Annotated in this window: 10 protein-coding genes and 1 pseudogene; 6 read left to right on the top strand and 5 right to left on the bottom strand. The window is 40.9% G+C overall.

The window, feature by feature from the left end; all coding sequences use genetic code 11:
* Positions 1-108: 108 nt before the first annotated feature.
* Complete coding sequence (locus WKK05_RS34305) at positions 109-1,821, bottom strand: glycosyltransferase (RefSeq protein WP_341531269.1); 1,713 nt, start codon at positions 1,819-1,821, stop codon at positions 109-111.
* Between the two features lie 390 nt (positions 1,822-2,211).
* Between WKK05_RS34305 and WKK05_RS34310 the strand changes: the two genes are divergently transcribed.
* The 4 genes from WKK05_RS34310 (at position 2,212) to WKK05_RS34325 (ending at position 7,953) form a co-directional block, all read left to right on the top strand.
* Entirely contained in the window at positions 2,212-4,149 is a 1,938-nt protein-coding gene (locus tag WKK05_RS34310) for a glycosyltransferase family 39 protein (RefSeq protein WP_341527424.1), read from the top strand.
* Positions 4,150-4,226: 77 nt separating this feature from the next.
* Entirely contained in the window at positions 4,227-5,387 is a 1,161-nt protein-coding gene (gene cofH / locus WKK05_RS34315; RefSeq protein WP_341527425.1) for a 7,8-didemethyl-8-hydroxy-5-deazariboflavin synthase subunit CofH, read from the top strand.
* A gap of 155 nt (positions 5,388-5,542) precedes the next feature.
* On the top strand, positions 5,543-5,941 hold the full coding sequence (psb27, locus tag WKK05_RS34320) for a photosystem II protein Psb27 (protein WP_341531270.1): 399 nt from the start codon (positions 5,543-5,545) through the stop codon (positions 5,939-5,941).
* A gap of 515 nt (positions 5,942-6,456) precedes the next feature.
* Complete coding sequence (locus WKK05_RS34325) at positions 6,457-7,953, top strand: family 10 glycosylhydrolase (RefSeq protein WP_341527426.1); 1,497 nt, start codon at positions 6,457-6,459, stop codon at positions 7,951-7,953.
* Between the two features lie 154 nt (positions 7,954-8,107).
* Here the strand turns inward: WKK05_RS34325 and polA are convergent, their stop codons facing one another.
* On the bottom strand, positions 8,108-11,077 hold the full coding sequence (gene polA / locus WKK05_RS34330; protein WP_341527427.1) for a DNA polymerase I: 2,970 nt from the start codon (positions 11,075-11,077) through the stop codon (positions 8,108-8,110).
* A 238-nt stretch (positions 11,078-11,315) separates the two neighbouring features.
* Between polA and WKK05_RS34335 the strand changes: the two genes are divergently transcribed.
* Positions 11,316-12,188, top strand: a complete 873-nt coding sequence (locus tag WKK05_RS34335; RefSeq protein ID WP_341527428.1) for a Cof-type HAD-IIB family hydrolase — start codon at positions 11,316-11,318, stop codon at positions 12,186-12,188.
* A gap of 321 nt (positions 12,189-12,509) precedes the next feature.
* On the opposite strand, the gene WKK05_RS34340 is transcribed toward WKK05_RS34335, so the two are convergent.
* Positions 12,510-13,490 (bottom strand): DALR anticodon-binding domain-containing protein, encoded by a 981-nt coding sequence (locus WKK05_RS34340; protein WP_341527429.1) that lies wholly within the window; start codon positions 13,488-13,490, stop codon positions 12,510-12,512.
* Between the two features lie 222 nt (positions 13,491-13,712).
* On the opposite strand from WKK05_RS34340, the gene WKK05_RS34345 reads away from it, so the two are divergent.
* Positions 13,713-14,471, top strand: coding sequence for a Crp/Fnr family transcriptional regulator (locus WKK05_RS34345; RefSeq protein WP_341527430.1), 759 nt, complete (start codon positions 13,713-13,715; stop codon positions 14,469-14,471).
* 82 nt (positions 14,472-14,553) lie between these two features.
* Here the strand turns inward: WKK05_RS34345 and WKK05_RS34350 are convergent.
* Positions 14,554-15,389: pseudogene (locus tag WKK05_RS34350) on the bottom strand (substrate-binding domain-containing protein).
* 160 nt (positions 15,390-15,549) lie between these two features.
* On the bottom strand, positions 15,550-16,929 hold the full coding sequence (locus tag WKK05_RS34355; RefSeq protein ID WP_341527431.1) for an ABC transporter substrate-binding protein: 1,380 nt from the start codon (positions 16,927-16,929) through the stop codon (positions 15,550-15,552).
* Between the last annotated feature and the right edge of the window lie 24 nt (positions 16,930-16,953).

Raw genomic sequence — 16,953 nt, forward strand, 5'->3', positions numbered from 1 at the left:
AATTTATGATTAAACTTTATTGTGCCATGTTGATTGTTATTAATAACGTATAGCGATAAATGAATATAACTTTGAGCAAAATAGAAGTGTTTTTTAATTTAACTGTAATTAACTTTTGCCACAATGATAAACTTTATACTCGTAACCATTAACTGCTGGTAAGGATGGGTCATGAGCAACACATTTTTTAACTTCTTCTGTTATGGGAGCATGAAAATTTACGAGCCATAAGTCAAAAGGTTGTGATAAAGTCTTTAAATTATTTTCTAAGATTTTGGTAGCAGTATTAGGATTTTTATCTTGATGTGCAAGAAGAAACAACGGATTTAAAGAGTTAGAATTTTGCATTTTAAATTCTCTTGCTACCCCTAGCATCTCGCCAATTTGTACATGAGTGATCTGGGTTGTGGCAATGAGTATTGGAACTTTAGATGTTTGTTGAATCAGTTGCACGAAAAGGTCAGGACGATAGTATTTTTGATAGCCAAAATTACAGATGACTGTGACGGCACTGATAAATCCCATTAGCCAAATTAAGATCACGGCTTTTTTACCAGTTATTCCTTTTAATAGTTTAGGAGAATCCCAACAAACTGCAAGACTTGCCCCTACTAAAACTATGACAGCAGGAAAGTAAACAAAGTTATAACGAGCGCCTCGGGTTAAGTCTATACCAAAAAAATAGGTAAAAATAAAGAATAAAGCGATCGCCCCCAAAACGACCCCAATCAACATCTGAGTCAGCAAGCGATTATTTGGTTGCTGTAGCTGAACTTTAATCCCACGTACCAAAATGGGTGCTGCCCAAATTAAAAACATCAGCATCACCAGCCCAGAGGCAATCACAATTGCTAACTGTGGTGCTTCAACTGGAAGCAAGTAAATCATCGTTAGCCATGCCGCAAAAGCTTGAAAAATTGGGCTTAACCAAGCAAATCCGACGCGTGGCTGCTGTATCCATTCGGTTAATTGATCACCATAGTTATTTTGTAAAAATACTGGTAGCCAAACTATACCTGCTACAAAAGTGCCGCCAGCGGCAGCATAGATACGCACCCAAGGAGGAGAAAGAGGGAGAAAAATTTTGCCACTCTTATGCTGTTGCCAAGCTAGAAAAATTAAAGCTACAGTTTCAGCGCAAAGGGTAAGGGTAAAGAAATAATGGGTAGCAATGCCCAAAGCATTAATTCCCACCCAAGATAAGGCTATCGAAATAGGTAATTGTGTGCGGTTTTTGATATGACGTGTAGCAATTACCAAGCAGGCTAGGGAAGCAATCACCCACAAAATTGCCAAAGTGTAATGACGTGCTTCTTGTGCCAGAAAGATACCGTAAGGAGATACTGCCATCATCGCAGCTGCTAAGTGTCCAACCAAGCGGGAGCGAAAGGTAAGCCAGCCCAAGGCGTAGATAGCGGGGATGGATACAGCACCGAAAAAAACAGCAAGCGATCGCGCCCCCCACAAAGAAACTAAACCTGCTTGTGTGGGAAATAACTGCATCCACCAGTGAGCTAAGACAAAGTAAAGTGGGGGATGGTTAGTTTCATGGCTCAAGTGCGTCCAGACATCTTGGATGCTTGCGCCAGGTTGCGGTTGTAGTGGTTGCAATAGAATATCAGGTGCGATCGCTTGATCTAGGGGTACTCCTAAAAAACTATTTCCCAAACTAAACACCAAGGTAGAAAATTCATCAGTCCAAGGTGGCTTTGCAGTCAAGTTGGTTAAGCGCAAGCCCAATCCGATCATTAACCACAATAAGCACAGCAAGAAATGTAGCCAGCCAGAAGGGAGGCGAGCCAGCCAAGTATACAAATACATCTGTTGCGATGCAGAGGGTTCATCTGCCAGAGGTACACGACGGTTGGCGAAGCTAGGCAGCAACGAGATCATCTTTGTGCAAAAGTAGAATACACCCCAAACAGTAGATTTCATAACCGTCTCATCAACAGATTAGTTTATACTGAGATTCAAAATTTTAGATTTAAGTTCGATGCAAAACTTCCAATTTCTGATTATTTAATATCGGTTTCAGCCAGAAATTTTAGAGAGTAATAAATGCATTTATTATCAATTTAATTGAATACTTGTTTATTCTAAAGGCATTATAAGATAAAAGAAGTATCAAAATATGTAATCTCACTATAGGCTATTGTCGTTTTTTAAATTGTGCCTATTTATTTTTTCAATATCAATAATATCACACAAATCATGACCATTTTACTACCTATAAATTTTTTAATTATAACTTTTATTCTGATTAATAGAAACCCTAATTATTGGCGTGAATCTCTGATATTAGCATCTGTTATTTGGGGAATTTTACTCGTTGTAATCACAGAATTTTTGAGCTTTTTAAAATTAATTAATTTTAACTGGTTATTATCGTCTTGGTTGGTTATATGTATGATTTTAACTTATATATATTTTTGTTTAAATTATAAGTTAAAAATCAACACATCTTCTATTCTCAAGAGAAATAACCCAATCCAACCATCAACAATAATATTATTATCTGGCGTAAGTTTAATTGTATTAATAGTTGGATTAATTGCCATCATAGCACCACCCAATAATTGGGATTCTATGGATTATCACATGAGCCGTGTTGCTTATTGGATACAAAATCATAGCGTTGCTCATTATCCAACAAGTTACACGCCACAACTCTACCAAAACCCTTGGTCAGAGTTTGCAATTTTGCATTTTCAAATTTTGAGCGGTAGTGACTTCTTTGCTAACTTAGTTCAATGGTTGAGTATGGTTGGCTGCATTATTGCAGCCTCATTAATTGCAAAACAACTGGGAGCGAATTTAAAAGGTCAGGTTTTTTCTGCTGTTGTGACTGCAACAATTCCTATGGGTATTTTGCAAGCATCAAGCACTCAAAATGATTATGTGCTAGCGTTCTGGGTACTTTGCCTTGCTTACTATGTACTCCTAACTGTACAGGTAGAAAAAAAAGAAATTTGGACTAATTCATTCAAAATTGGTAGTAGTGTAGGACTAGCTATTTTGACCAAAGGAACTGCTTATTTTTATGTGTTTCCCTTTTTAGTTTGGTTAAGTTTAATCCTGCTGAAACGCTTACGTTGGCAAATATGGAAGCCTGCATTCATAATAGGAAGTATCTCTTTATTACTTAATATTAGTCACTATTTACGTAATTATAATTTATTCGCTTCCCCATTAGGGGAACCAAATAGCTATAGAAATGAAGTGCTTGGTATTAATATACTTTGTTCAAATATCCTGAGAAATCTTGCTTTGCATATAGGAACACCGATTGGGTTATGGAATGGGATAGTCAATAAACTAATTCAAATTATACACACTTTCATTGGTCTAGATGTTGCTGACCCTCGGATAACTTTTTCTAAAACGTTCTTTGTGCCAGGAGGTTGGTCAACACTTGGAATACCAGGTAATGAAAACAGTGCTGGTAATTTAGTACATTTAGCACTAATAATTTTATGTATTGGTATTTTTATTTTAAAAAAAAATCTTCGTAAGCAAAACTATCTATCTGCCTACCTAATAACTGTGATTTCTACATTTTTGTTATTTTGCTTTCTAGTCAAATGGCAAGCATGGAATAGTCGTCTTCATTTACCTTTTTTCGTATTGATGTCTCCTTTTTTAGGTGTTGTCCTATCTAAAATCAAGAAGCAAAAAATAGCATTTATCATAGCGATAATTTTATTAATTTCATCAACTTCTTGGGTATTATCTAACAGATATAGACCTATAATTGGTAGCAATAATATATTCCAAACTAATAGAATTGAGCAGTATTTTAGCAATAGACCGTATCTTCAGAGAACTTACACAAGAGCAGTTGAGTTTTTAAATGCAAAAAAATGCTCAAATATTGGGCTATCAATGGGAAATGACCCTTGGGACTACCCTTTGTGGGTAATGTGGCAGCATAAGAAGCAAGAAATGGTAAAAATTCAACATATCAATGTCACAAATGTCTCGGCAGTTTTAGAAAAAGAGTATCCATATCAAGAATTTGAACCTTGTGGAATTATTGCAATGGAAACGAAGAGAAGCAAACAAGAGAAACGGCAAGAAATAAATTTTAAAAATAAAGCTTATATTCGAGAATTGGATTCTCCTGAGCTTGGTGTATTTATCAAAAAATAGAATTTTATTAGCTAAAACGTCACAAATTTAAAATTTACTGAGAAAATAAAGAGAGTAATGCTTTTTTGAGATGTAATGTGACGAAAAGTGCTGTTGAAACAATTCTAGAGCGTGCCTTAGTGGGCTGTGATTTATCCCTAGAAGAGGGAGCGGTATTGTTAAAACAAACTGAGCCAGAGGCGATCGCAGCTATTTGCGCCACAGCTGACAAACTCCGCTACAGTCAAGTAGGTGATACAGTTACCTACATAATTAACCGTAATATCAACTTTACTAATATCTGTGAGCAGCACTGTAGTTTTTGTGCTTTCCGTAGAGATGACGGTGATAATGGTGCGTACTGGTTAGATTCGGCACAAATTTTGGAAAAGGCTACAGATGCAGTGCAGCGGGGTGCTACAGAAATCTGTATGCAAGGAGGATTAAACCCACAAGCGCAGATAAACGGCAAATCTTTGCCTTATTACCTGAAATTAGTGGAAACCATCAAACAGGAATTTCCCCAAATTCATCTCCATGCTTTCTCACCCCAAGAAGTGCAGTTTATAGCTAGACTTGATGGACTTAAGTATGCTGATGTAATTATTGCTTTACGAGATGCTGGTGTTGGCTCAATGCCAGGAACAGCAGCTGAGGTATTGGATGATGAAGTCAGGCGAATACTGTGTCCAGAGAAGATTGACACAGCCACTTGGCTAGAAATAGTCAGTACGGCTCACAAATTAGGCTTAAACACCACAAGTACTATGCTGTCTGGGCATATTGAAACCCACGAACAGCAAATTGGGCATTTAGAAAAATTGCGATCGCTCCAAAAAACTGCGATCAATCAGGGATACCCAGCCAGAATTACTGAGTTTATTTTATTGCCATTCGTTGGACAAGAAGCACCCAAACCCTTACGTCGCCGTGTCGGACGCGATCAACCAGTTTTAGCTGATGCCCTATTATTGGGGGCTGTAGCACGGATTTTCTTGGGAAATTGGATTCCTAACCATCAACAGAGTTGGGTAAAACTAGGGCTTGCAGGTGCGACAGAAGCCTTAAACTGGGGTTGCAACGATATCGGCGGCACATTGATGGAAGAACACATTACCACAATGGCAGGAGCCTTGGGCGGCACTTGTATGGAAGTAGAAAGCCTACAAACCGCGATCGCTTCTCTAGGGAGACCTTTTCAACAACGAGATACTCTATATCAGAAAGTTAAAAGTGAGGAAATAGGAGTTAGGAGTTAATAGTCAAAAGTGGTTGCTCTGTATTTATTCTTGTCCCCTTGCCCCCTGCACCCCTGCACCACTCCCCTATTCAACACTCAGCACTGAATTGATCCCCAAGATACCAATCCAGGATAGGATGGACGTTGATTTGCGTAGTATTTCACTGAATGCATATGAAGCGCTATTGGTCGCGTCTGCTTGCGCTAGTTTTGGTTCTAGCCATTGGCTTAATGGGCTGTTCTGGTAGTCCAGATAGTTTGACAGGGGATTATCGGCAAGACACTTTGACTGTAGTTAATGCCATGAGACAAGCCCTGGATTTATCAGAGGATTCACCAAATAAAACAGAAATTCAAGCAGAAGCGCGTCAAAAAATTAATGACTTTTCAGCTCGCTACCAACGGGCAAACTCAGTTTCTGGTCTTAGCTCCTTTACAACCGTCCGAACAGCCCTCAACTCCCTAGCTGGACATTACAGTTCTTATCCAAATCGTCCCGTACCGCAAAAGCTCAAAAATCGTTTAGAAAAAGAGTTACAGCAGGTAGAATCAGCGCTTAAGCGTGGTGGTTAATTATCCGCTAACCTATGTCCTCAGTCACGAGGAGCCAGCGCTGTGCTAAGGTTCCAAAAATTGAGCGAACTTGCTCTCAAGAGTCCAAACTTAAAACTTTGGATTCTTGACTAGTTTGTTAAATTTAGCTAAATCTGGTTTTGAAACTTTGAATTAATTGTCATTGGCGATAAAGTCAACAAACTGTAGATGAGAACTTAGGCGAAACATCTCATGTGAATTAATTGATTAATACTCCCCTGGCAAGAAGCTAGGGGATTCTTACTTTGGCAAAATTTTACTAATCAAAGCAAAGATAAAATCTTCTAAAAAGCAGGCTAAGCCTGCTTTTTGTTCAGGCTTTTTGCATATACTATTATCTATTTATACAAAAATCTGGCAACAGAAACAGAAGTTTGGCAGTCTTAGAAAAGTAGGCTTAAAAATCCTGATTATTGAAATATCAAATTCGATAAAAGTCGCCCGAAGTCAAATAATTTGGGGTCGATAATCGTTTTGCCCATCTACCTGTACGTATGTCTAACCGTCCCTTGAACGTTGCAAGACCGATATTATTTTGGCGACGCCTTTTCGCTGTTATTGTCACTAGTAGCTTGTTAACCCCCAACTTTGGGAGCCAACCAGTAGGGGCGCAAGTCACGCAATATTGTCAGTTATCATCTACAGCGGCACAAAAGAAAGAAAACTTACGCCTGTCAGCTTTTAAAGGTAATCAAGATGCTCAGGCTCGTTACCAAAAGCTGGTGCGGCAACAGGCAAAAGAATTACAAGAGTGCCGCCGTCGTACTTGGCCCCAAACCCAAGCTCTTTGGTTGCGTTTGTATCCTTGCGACATTCGTCCAGGTGCAATCGAGCAAATTATGGATCGGATTGCTAACCGCGGTTATAACCAAGTTTATGTGGAAGTGTTTTACGACGGGCAAGTACTATTGCCAGCAACAGCTAACCCCACAGTTTGGCCTTCTGTAATTCGCACTTCAGGTGCAGAAAACGCCGATCTGCTCTCCACAGCAATTCAAAAAGGTCGGCAACGCGGTTTGAAAGTTTACGCCTGGATGTTTACAACAAATTTCGGCTATACTTACGCCCAGCGTCGAGATCGGGAAGGAGCGATCGCTCGCAATGGCAAGGGTCAAACTAGTCTATACGTTGTCAATGATAGCTCGCAAGTATTTATCGATCCCTACAACCCACAAGCTAAACGCGACTACTACAACTTAGTACAGCAAGTACTGCGCCGTCGCCCGGATGGCTTGCTATTGGACTACATACGCTATCCGCGACAAACAGGAAGTGATTCTATTGCCACCAAAGTCACAGATTTGTGGCTATTTAGTCCAGCAACCCAAGAAGCTTTATTTAGACGCGCCCTGAATTACAAAGGGCTGGACTTGATTCGGCGGTTTTTGAGTAAGGGTTACGTCACCGCCGGAGACATCACTCAAGTTGATAAACTTTATCCGCAGGAAGGTGAACCGATGTGGCAAGGGCGCATTCGGCCAGCCCAAAAGTCAATTCTGCCTGCAAGCAACAGACAACCACTTTTACAATGGGAGTTGTGGCAGCTTTGTGTTGCCCATGCCATGCAAGGAATCATAGATTTTATCAGCATGGCCAGTTATCCAGCAAAGCAACAAGGCATTCCTACAGGGGCGGTGTTTTTTCCTGAAGGCAACCAAATGTTAGGACAAGGCTATGATTCCCGCTTGCAACCTTGGGACAGATTCCCCAGCACTTTAGAATGGCATCCCATGTCTTATATGACTTGCGGTAATGCCAGTTGTATCGCGGCGCAAGTAAAAAGGGTTTTGAGTATGGCAAAACCAGGAACACAGGTGATTCCAGCTTTAGCTGGTAAATGGGGACAATCAGTCAGTAATCGTCCACCACTGGAAGCGCAAATGCAGGCACTTCGGCAATTTGCCCCTCGGTTGCGAGGAGTTAGCCATTTTGCTTATTCTTGGCAATACCCTCAAAATGATAGCGATCGCAAATTCTGCCGCATTCGGTAAGCAGTAAATCCCAGATTAGAGAAGCTACAGGAGTCTCCCTGCTTATCTTCCCCTTTCTGGTTTTTTGCTTAATAAAGCAATTGGGCATGATTAATTTCGCCAATCGCTCAACTGCACTTTTAAAAAATAACGCACATGGTCAGAGTATATTATTTTACTTTGTCTCCATCCAATTCTCACCTGCACGCACATCTACGATTAACGGTACGCTTAATTGCACCGCATCTTCCATCACCGACTTAATTTGTGGTTGTAATTCTTCCCACTCTTGGGGGGAAACTTCAAACACTAATTCATCATGAACTTGTAACAATAAACGTGCTTGATATCCTTTTAAAATTTCATGCAGTTTTACCATCGCAATTTTGATAATATCAGCACTTGAACCTTGAATTGGTGCATTAGCAGCGGAGCGTAGTAATCCGGCATCGTAAGGGCCCAAATTCTTTAATTTACTCAAGTCAATATCTTCTGGGTTGCGATCTTTTAACTTGCGTAGACTGTTGTTGGTAAACTCAACATAACGACGACGACCGAGAATAGTTTCTACATAACCTTGAGCGATCGCTTGCTTTTTCACTCCCTCTAAATATGCGAAAACTTTAGGATAGCGTTCGTTAAATCGCTTGATAAACTCATTAGCAACAGCTTTATCTATACCTGTTGAGCGCGAAAATCTTAGAGAACCCATTCCATAAATTACACCAAAATTAATAGTTTTGGCCAACCTTCGTTCATCTGATGTTATGTCTTCTTTTTCAAATACCAAACGCGCCGTAACGGTATGAATATCTTCATTTTGCTGATATGCTTGCACCAATATTGGCTCTTGACTTAAATGAGCCAATATTCGTAACTCAATTTGTGAGTAATCAGCAGCCACCATTAACCAACCAGGTTCTGGTAAAAATGCCTTACGAATTTGACGACTAAAAGCAGTCCGAATGGGGATATTTTGTAAATTTGGATTGGAAGAAGATAATCTACCAGTTGATGTTGCTACTTGGTTGAAATCAGTATGTAATCGTTGGGTATCTGGACGTACTAGGGCTGGAAGTGCATCAACATAAGTAGACTTTAATTTCGACAAAGTGCGATACTGAATAATCGCCTCAACAAACCCAGTATCATCAACTTCTTGGAGTTTTTCTAGTGTTGCTGCGTCTGTAGAGTATCCCGTCTGAATTTTACGGGAATGCTTGGTGCTTAATCCTAATTTTTCAAATAATATCTGGCTCAATTGTTTGGGAGAACCCAAGTTAAAATTTTCCCCAGCTATTTCAATAGCTTGTTCCTGCAACCTTGCTAAATCTATTTCTAACTGCTGCGAAAGTTCTTTTAAATAAGCTGAATTAATGCGGACACCTGTATATTCCATTTCCGCTAAAACTGCTTCTAGAGGCTGCTCTACTTCTACTAACAACTTGTACAGAGCTGGAATTTTCTCCAGTTCCTCACGCAGTTTCGGCACTAATCCAAATGTAGAATAAACATCCATACCGCAGTAATCTGCAACAGCAGGAATATCTATGTCAGCGATACTTTTGCCTTTAGGAACTAAATCCACATAACTTTTTGCTATCAATCCCAAATATCGCTGAGCCAAGTCGCTCAAATTATGGCTAGTATCTGCATTTAGAAGATAACTTGCTAGCATTGGATCAAACACCACTCCCGCCAAGTTAATTCCTTGACAGCGGAAAACTAAGCGGTCAAATTTGGCATTCTGTAAACTCTTAGGATATTCTGCACTTTCTAAAATTGGACGTAGTGCTGTTAGTGCTACATCTAGATTCAAATTTTCCCCAGTTTTATGCCCAAGGGGAATATAGGCAACTTCATCTGGTTTTGTTCCCCAACAGCAACCAATTCCTACTAATTCAGCGTCTCTTGGTTCTAAGTCTGTGGTTTCAGTATCCCAAGCAACAGGTGTTTGTGGATTAGTAAATTTTTGCAAAAGCTTCACTAACTCAGTTAGTTTGGCTTCTGTATCGATGATGTTTGGTTGAATTAGTGTTTGGGAACCGTCGCCTAATAAAGCAGATTGCTCTTGTGCAGCTTGTGTTTCAGCAAAACTGAAAAATGCCAGATCCCCGCTTTCAAATTCTGGTTCTGTGTCTGCTGTATCTGTTGCCTCAGCTGTTTGTACTTCTTCAACTAAACCACCAAAACGTTGCTGAAGTTCGTTGATTTGTCCTAAAAATTTCTTAAATTCTAACTTTTCTAAAATTGGTGTAAGGACGTTTGTATCAAATCCTTTTAATTTACACTTTTCTAAATCAACTTCTATAGGAACATCAATAACTATTTGTGCTAAATAGCGAGATTTCTCAGCATCTTCTTTACCTGTTGCCAGTTTTTTCTGAGTAGCACCTTTAATTTCATCTAAAGCAGCATAAATTTGCTCAAGAGAACCATAAGTATTAAGCAGCTGTACTGCGGTCTTTTCTCCTATTCCTTTAACCCCAGGAATATTATCTGATTTATCACCACAAAGAGCTTTAAAATCAACAATTTGTGTAGGTAAAACGCCAAGCTTTTCTTTAACTTGTTCTGCTTCAAATTCAGTGATGCTATTTGTAGAACGCTTTAGGGCATCTGGACTGAAATTTAGCACAGTGATTTCTTTATCAGGGTCAATCAATTGAAATAAATCGCGATCGCCAGTCAGAATCTTCACTTTATACTCAGCAGCAGTTGCTCTCTGTGCTAAAGTTCCCAAAACATCGTCTGCCTCGTAACCAGGGGCAGTGAAAATCGGCAGATTAAAGCCATTGAGCAACTCTTGGAGATTTTCTAAGTCAGGAATAAAATCTTCTGGCGTTTCAGGACGACCAGCTTTATAAGTATCATCGGCTTCATGCCGGAAGGTTGTCTCAGCCAAATCAAAGGCAACAGCCATTGCTTGTGGCTGTTGTGTTGCCATTACCTCTAGTAAGCACTTAATAAAGCCAAAACAGATACTGGTTGGAATTCCCGCTTTGGTACGCAGTCCGCCATCTCGTCCTTTAGCAAAGGCGAAGTATGAACGATAAGCGAGGGAGTGTCCATCCACTAGGATAAACGTGGGGCGTGTTGCGGTAGTAGAATCGGAAGTCAACTGGTTAAAGGAAGTTTGGGACATAGCCTTATTTTAGCCAGTGGCTTACGTTGCGTGAACAAATGGTGTAATTTAAGCTGATTTTTTCATGATTTTTCAGCTTTTGTAGGTGAAGAAGACGCGATTCATCGCGTCTTCTTCACCCAAGGATATGTTGCAATCATTAATTGAATTGGTATTAACATTTCCAGTCAATCCAATTTTTTCTACCACTCCCAACTGTCTATATAGAGCCTGTTAACCTTACAAATCTAGAAAATTTATGCAGAAAGCATCTGCCACACACTTGGCATCAACTGGAAATCAGGCTATTGCTGCCAAAGACATCAAACTGCTGGTTGTAGATGTAGATGGCACGATCGCCGGAAAATCTAACACGTTGAGTAAAGCTGTCAAACAAGCGATCGCAGCAGTGCAAGCACGAGGAATTCAAGTGGCGATCGCTACAGGGCGGATGTACTGCTCAGCCTTACGTTTCCATCAAGAAATTAGCTCGAATCTACCACTGTTAGCCTATCAAGGAGCCTGGATTCAAGACCCAGCCAATCAAAAAATTCATCGCAATTTGGTTGTTTCCAGAAAAATCGCTCACCAACTACTCGACTATTTTGAACAGCCACAGTTGCGAAGTCTTCTCTCAGTTCACTTTTACGTCAATGACCAGCTTTATGTGCGGGAGTTAACTAGAGAAACCCAAATTTATGCAGAACGTTCTGGCATTTCCCCGATTGCTGTGGGTGATTTGCGCGAAGCTTTAACCGATGAACCAACAAAAGTCTTAGCTTTGTCTGATGACATAGATGTCATAAATAAACTATTAGGAAATTTGCGCCGCCAATATACTCCAGCGGAACTTTATCTCACAACATCTGTTGCTACCTTCTTTGAAGCAACTAACGCTACTGCCAACAAAGGTGCAGCTGTGCGTTATCTAGCTGAAGAGTTGCTGGGATTACAAACAGCGAATGTGATGACTATTGGTGATAACTTCAATGATGTTGAAATGCTAGAGTACGCTGGGATTGGTGTGGCTATGGGCAATGCACCAGCAGAGGTTCAAGCGATCGCTAAGTGGGTAGCTCCTAGTGTAGAGGAAGAGGGAGCGGCTGTAGCAATTGAAAAATTTTTGCTGTAGAAAGGGTAATTTTTTAAACTTGCTCCATTTAAAATTTACCTAAAAATCAGAAAGGACACCGACGACTGGCCGTGTTTCGTCTCGGTGCCCCTACTGGTTCGCTCCTCACACACCTGATAATATAGCTAAGGTGATTGATTGAGTCAATAGATGTATATAAAAGTTTTTATTTTTTCTTAAGAATAAGAAATAGGGCGTTGCTGAATTTAGATATGAAATGCAAAAATCGGGTACTCTCAACTCTTACTCTCCGCGTCTTAGCGCCTCTGTGTGAAACAAATTCATATTCTCACTCAGCAACGCCAGAAATAGATTACTAATTTATAGCTCCAAAGGTGCAAAAATTCCCAGTTTTTCTTCTAGCAACAACCTTAATACAGACTGAGTAGCCATGACTAATCCCAGTCTGGCTTGAGCTAGTTCTGATGAAGTAATTTTCATCTCACCCCAAATGCGGCAATTGCGCCAAAAGTTTTCAAAAGCTTGGCTCAACTTCAATGCTGCTTTTTCCCAGTTCCATGATCCGCTAACAGCAAAGTAGTCTAAATTATCTACCACTTGAACTAGCTCAGCAATTAGAAAATGCTCATCTGGGTGATTGAAGCGCAGTTTACCATCACAGTTGAGCCAAGGAAGGGAGTTGCAAGAGAGAACACTCCAAAAAACTGGACTAGTATCGGGAACTGGTTCCCTAAGTTCAATTAATCCCTCACGGTGCGCCAGTAACACTAGCGAGCAGCAGCGTGCGTGGGCATACTGTACAGCAAACAACGAATTGGGTACTAGGGATTGGGGAAGGTGGGCCCCCCTCTGGGGATAAGGGGCAATGGGGATTGGGTACTGGGGATTGGGTATCAATTGCCCCTTTTCCTCCCTGATCTCCTGCCCCAGACTACCCACAGCGAGGCTTTGCAGCCAAGCAGCTAAGGCAGAGTCAGTCAATTGTAAATATATCCAACCTGGGGGAACTATTTGAACCTTGAATATGTCACCACAAATCCCTAATAAATGTGAAGCGATCGCATTGGCTATCTCTATAGATTTTTGATTCTGAGATTTTGATAGCCTCATGGCCACACCTGAGACATAGAAAATTTGATTACCATTTCTACCTTTAGATAGAGGAATATTTCTAGCTTCTATGAGTACAGATTTTTCATTTTTAGTATAAATACTTAGTACATCAGCTAAATAACTGTGTATCGAGCGCTTAATTGCTGTGTATTTGCTAACTAGTAGCCTATGATGCACGTAGATTTGTTTAAATAACTGTGTACCATATATTTCTTCATTTTCTGACATCTATCTCCAGATATAAGTTTAATCTAGATAAAGAAAAATGAGAGTAGGATAAAATTTGATGAATATTCGATGAATAGTAAGTAAACTTTACTACCATCATTGTACAGTAAGAAGTATAACAAAATAGTGGATAGCAAATTTTGCTTTCTGCTCTTTGTATGGCTGGCGCTGTTAGGCGTTAAGCCGACCTCGCCAACACAAAGACACTCCTTGCACCTTTTTATGACGTCTTTGTCTTCAGCCGAACGCTCTTTGTTACCTATGCAATCTCCATCTTCTTTTTCTGAGGCTTCACGGCCTTTTTTAACTTGGCAACGGATTCTTGATTGGGCTCAAGAACACTACCGCTGCCGCACCTTCAGCAAAGATGAGCGCATTCCAGCCCGCCCTGGATTGCTATATTTGGTGCAAAGGGGTGCGATCCGTATGGTAGGAACCGCCCAGGTTAGTGCTACAGCAAGTCAGCTCACGTCTCGACGAATCAACAGAACCCCCGAAGAAGCTTTCTTGGGTTTTGTTGGAGCGGGACAACCATTTGAAATTGTTGCTCAGTCTCCATTCACGCTCCAAGCTTATGCTCATGTAGACCAGACAGCGGTGTTGTGGATGTACTGGCATGACTTAGACAACTGGCCTCACTTCCGTCGCGAAGTTATGGATGCCTTTAGGTATCAGCACCAGCGCAAGTTGCTGTGGCTAAGTGCTTTGGGGCAACGCCGCACAATTGACCGACTCTTAGGATTTCTCACATTGTTGATTGAGGAATATGGAGAGCCAGCAATGAGCGACACCGATCCCGATGTAATTCGTGGCTATTGTCTGCCTTTCCCCCTTACTCATGCCCAAATTGGTAGTGCGATCGGTTCGACTCGTGTCACCGTCACCCGCTTAATGGGCAAGTTGCGTCAACGTGGCTTAATTCTCACCCAAGGGGATAATCTTATTTGCTTACCAGCAGAATCGATTAATAGAGCCAACTAAAGCGCAGTTCAGAATTACAAGAAGCCACTCTATAGGCTTCTATAGCAGGAAGAAGCGCTGCTCTGTCTGCCAGCGACAGATGTTAGCGGATTTTGACAAACCCAGCTCGGTTAATCAGTTCCTGCCCCTGCTCAATTCGCAGTAAGTTGGCATAAGCAACACCCGCTTGCTGCTCAGTTTGACTATTCTGTTTGACCACCACAAACAGATTGCGGGTAATTGGGTATTTTCCTGATTGGAAAACCTCAATGTTCAATTTGTTCCGTTTACTAGGACATTCAGACGGGAGGACAAATGGTTCCTGGTAAGGAGCAATATACTGCCCTTGCGTCCGCCCCAACGGCAAGGGCTTGATTGAACATTGAGGAACCACCTCTGGGGCAGAAGCGTAGTAAATGCTACCAGGACTACCAGCCAATTTTTGCAAGGCCTGGGTGGTCGTGGAAATAAACTCCACATTAGAGCCAAAAGCTTGACCGCCCAAGATGTCTTGGACAAAAATTTCAACTGTGCCGCCATCAGCAAGACGCCGATAATAAAGTTTGATCGAGATATTAGAGCCGCCCACTTGCTTCCAATGGCTGAACTTGCCTGCATAAATCGACTTCAATTAATCTATCGTCAGCCCTGGAATGTTGAGATTAGGGTTAACTACTATTTCCAAACCGTCAACTGCCACAGGAATTTGGTACTACCTCCATAGCTGAATAATCCTCTAAACACATTTTATACAGTGGTAAAAGTCTTGCCGCTAGCTTGTCCTGATGAAGATTGGGCTGTGTTGGTGCTGTCAAAACTAATTTGATTTTTTAGGTTAAGACTAAATTTTTTAGTAAAATACCAAAAGCCACCTGCTATTAACGCAACCGTAATTAAAAGGGATACGACAAGAATGAGTATCTCGTTATTTCGGGACATAGCAATTTACACCAATTCACTATAAGTGATTGTGATTTGAAATTTTATTATAAGAGTAGGTTTTTATCCGGTACTAGACTAGTACCGCTGCATTAAACTATTAAGTAATTTGAATGGCTCGTCTATCTATGCCACGTTGCACTAATAATCGGATATATGATTAGCGCACTGGCTGGAAGTCATACCCAGTACGAGAGCGAGAACCTGGAACAATTTTAACTAGTTGCACTGGGGCATTGCGATCGCCTGATGGTAAAAACCGAATTGCCCCAGAAGCACCACTAGCAGAAAAGTCAGAGGAGGCAAGTACTTGTTGTACTCCAACTCGTGTAGGATTACGTTCTAATGCGGCAATTATTGCGATAGTGGCATCGTAGGCTAGAGCAGTTCGCCAGCTCACATCAGCACCCCATAACTGCCGGGATTTCTGGGGAAAATCTGAGTTAGGATTGCTATCAATATGCCAGGGAACTGCTAACACCATCCCCACAGCTTGCTCTCGACCAATTTCTAAAGTTTTGGCACTGTAAACATCATCTCCCGCTAGCAGAGTTAACTTTTTCTGGTTAATCTGAACTACTTGCAAAGCTTTATCTAGAGTCTCAGTGTTAGCAGCTAACATTAATACTTCTGCGCCTTGCTTAGTTGCTTGTTCTAGACTTTTAGCTGCACTAAAATCTGCTGTAGACAAGTCAAATTCGCTTGATATCTGTCCACCCTCTAGCAATACAGATGAAACAAATTCAGTCTTTAAAGATTGGCTATATTTACTTTGAGAATTAAAGAAAACCACTGCATTTTTTTTCTGCAACGTTCTCACCATGTAATTAGCTAAGCTTCTGGCAGCCATGAAATCACTAGGAACCGTGCGAAAAACGTAGCGGCTAAAGTTAGAAATTTTTACGGAAGTACTAGTAGGAGAAATGGCTACAAGTTGCCCAGAGGTATACATAGTCCCTGCTGCTAAGGTAGCATCGCTGGTAATCGGGCCGACTACACCCAATACTTCAGGCTTTTTGACTAAGCTGGCAGCGATTTGCTTAGAGATTTCTGGATTGTCGTCATCATTGGCTATTCCTACCTTCAAAGGCACTCCCTTGATTCCCCCAGAGTTATTAATCTGATTTTGGGCTTGGGCAATGCCACGTAAAATTTCTAAAGATTCATTTGGGTCAGTACCTATTGGTACAGATGTAACAATGCTATAGCTCTTTGCAGAGCCGATGCGGGCATTATTGAGAAATATCAGCGCTTCTGGATCATTACGCTTGAGTTTGAGAGCATTTGTCAAATTAGCGATCGCTTTGTCATAACTTTTAGCAGCGAACGCTTGCACACCCTCTTTTTTAACTTGAGAAATTTCACCTGGAGTAAAAGGTTTTTCTCCAAAAGTAATGCGGTCTTTATTACCATTTTCGGAGGGGTTTGCAGTGGTAATTTTGACTCCAGAGTTATTGAACCACCACACTCCACCGCCAACTATTCCAACTGTCAGGAGCAAAGCCAAGACTAAAACAGCAGTTTCATTCTTTTGTGACATGAACAAATTTTATTAAATTAAAAT

Source organism: Nostoc sp. UHCC 0302, from assembly GCF_038096175.1.
GTDB lineage: Bacteria > Cyanobacteriota > Cyanobacteriia > Cyanobacteriales > Nostocaceae > UHCC-0302.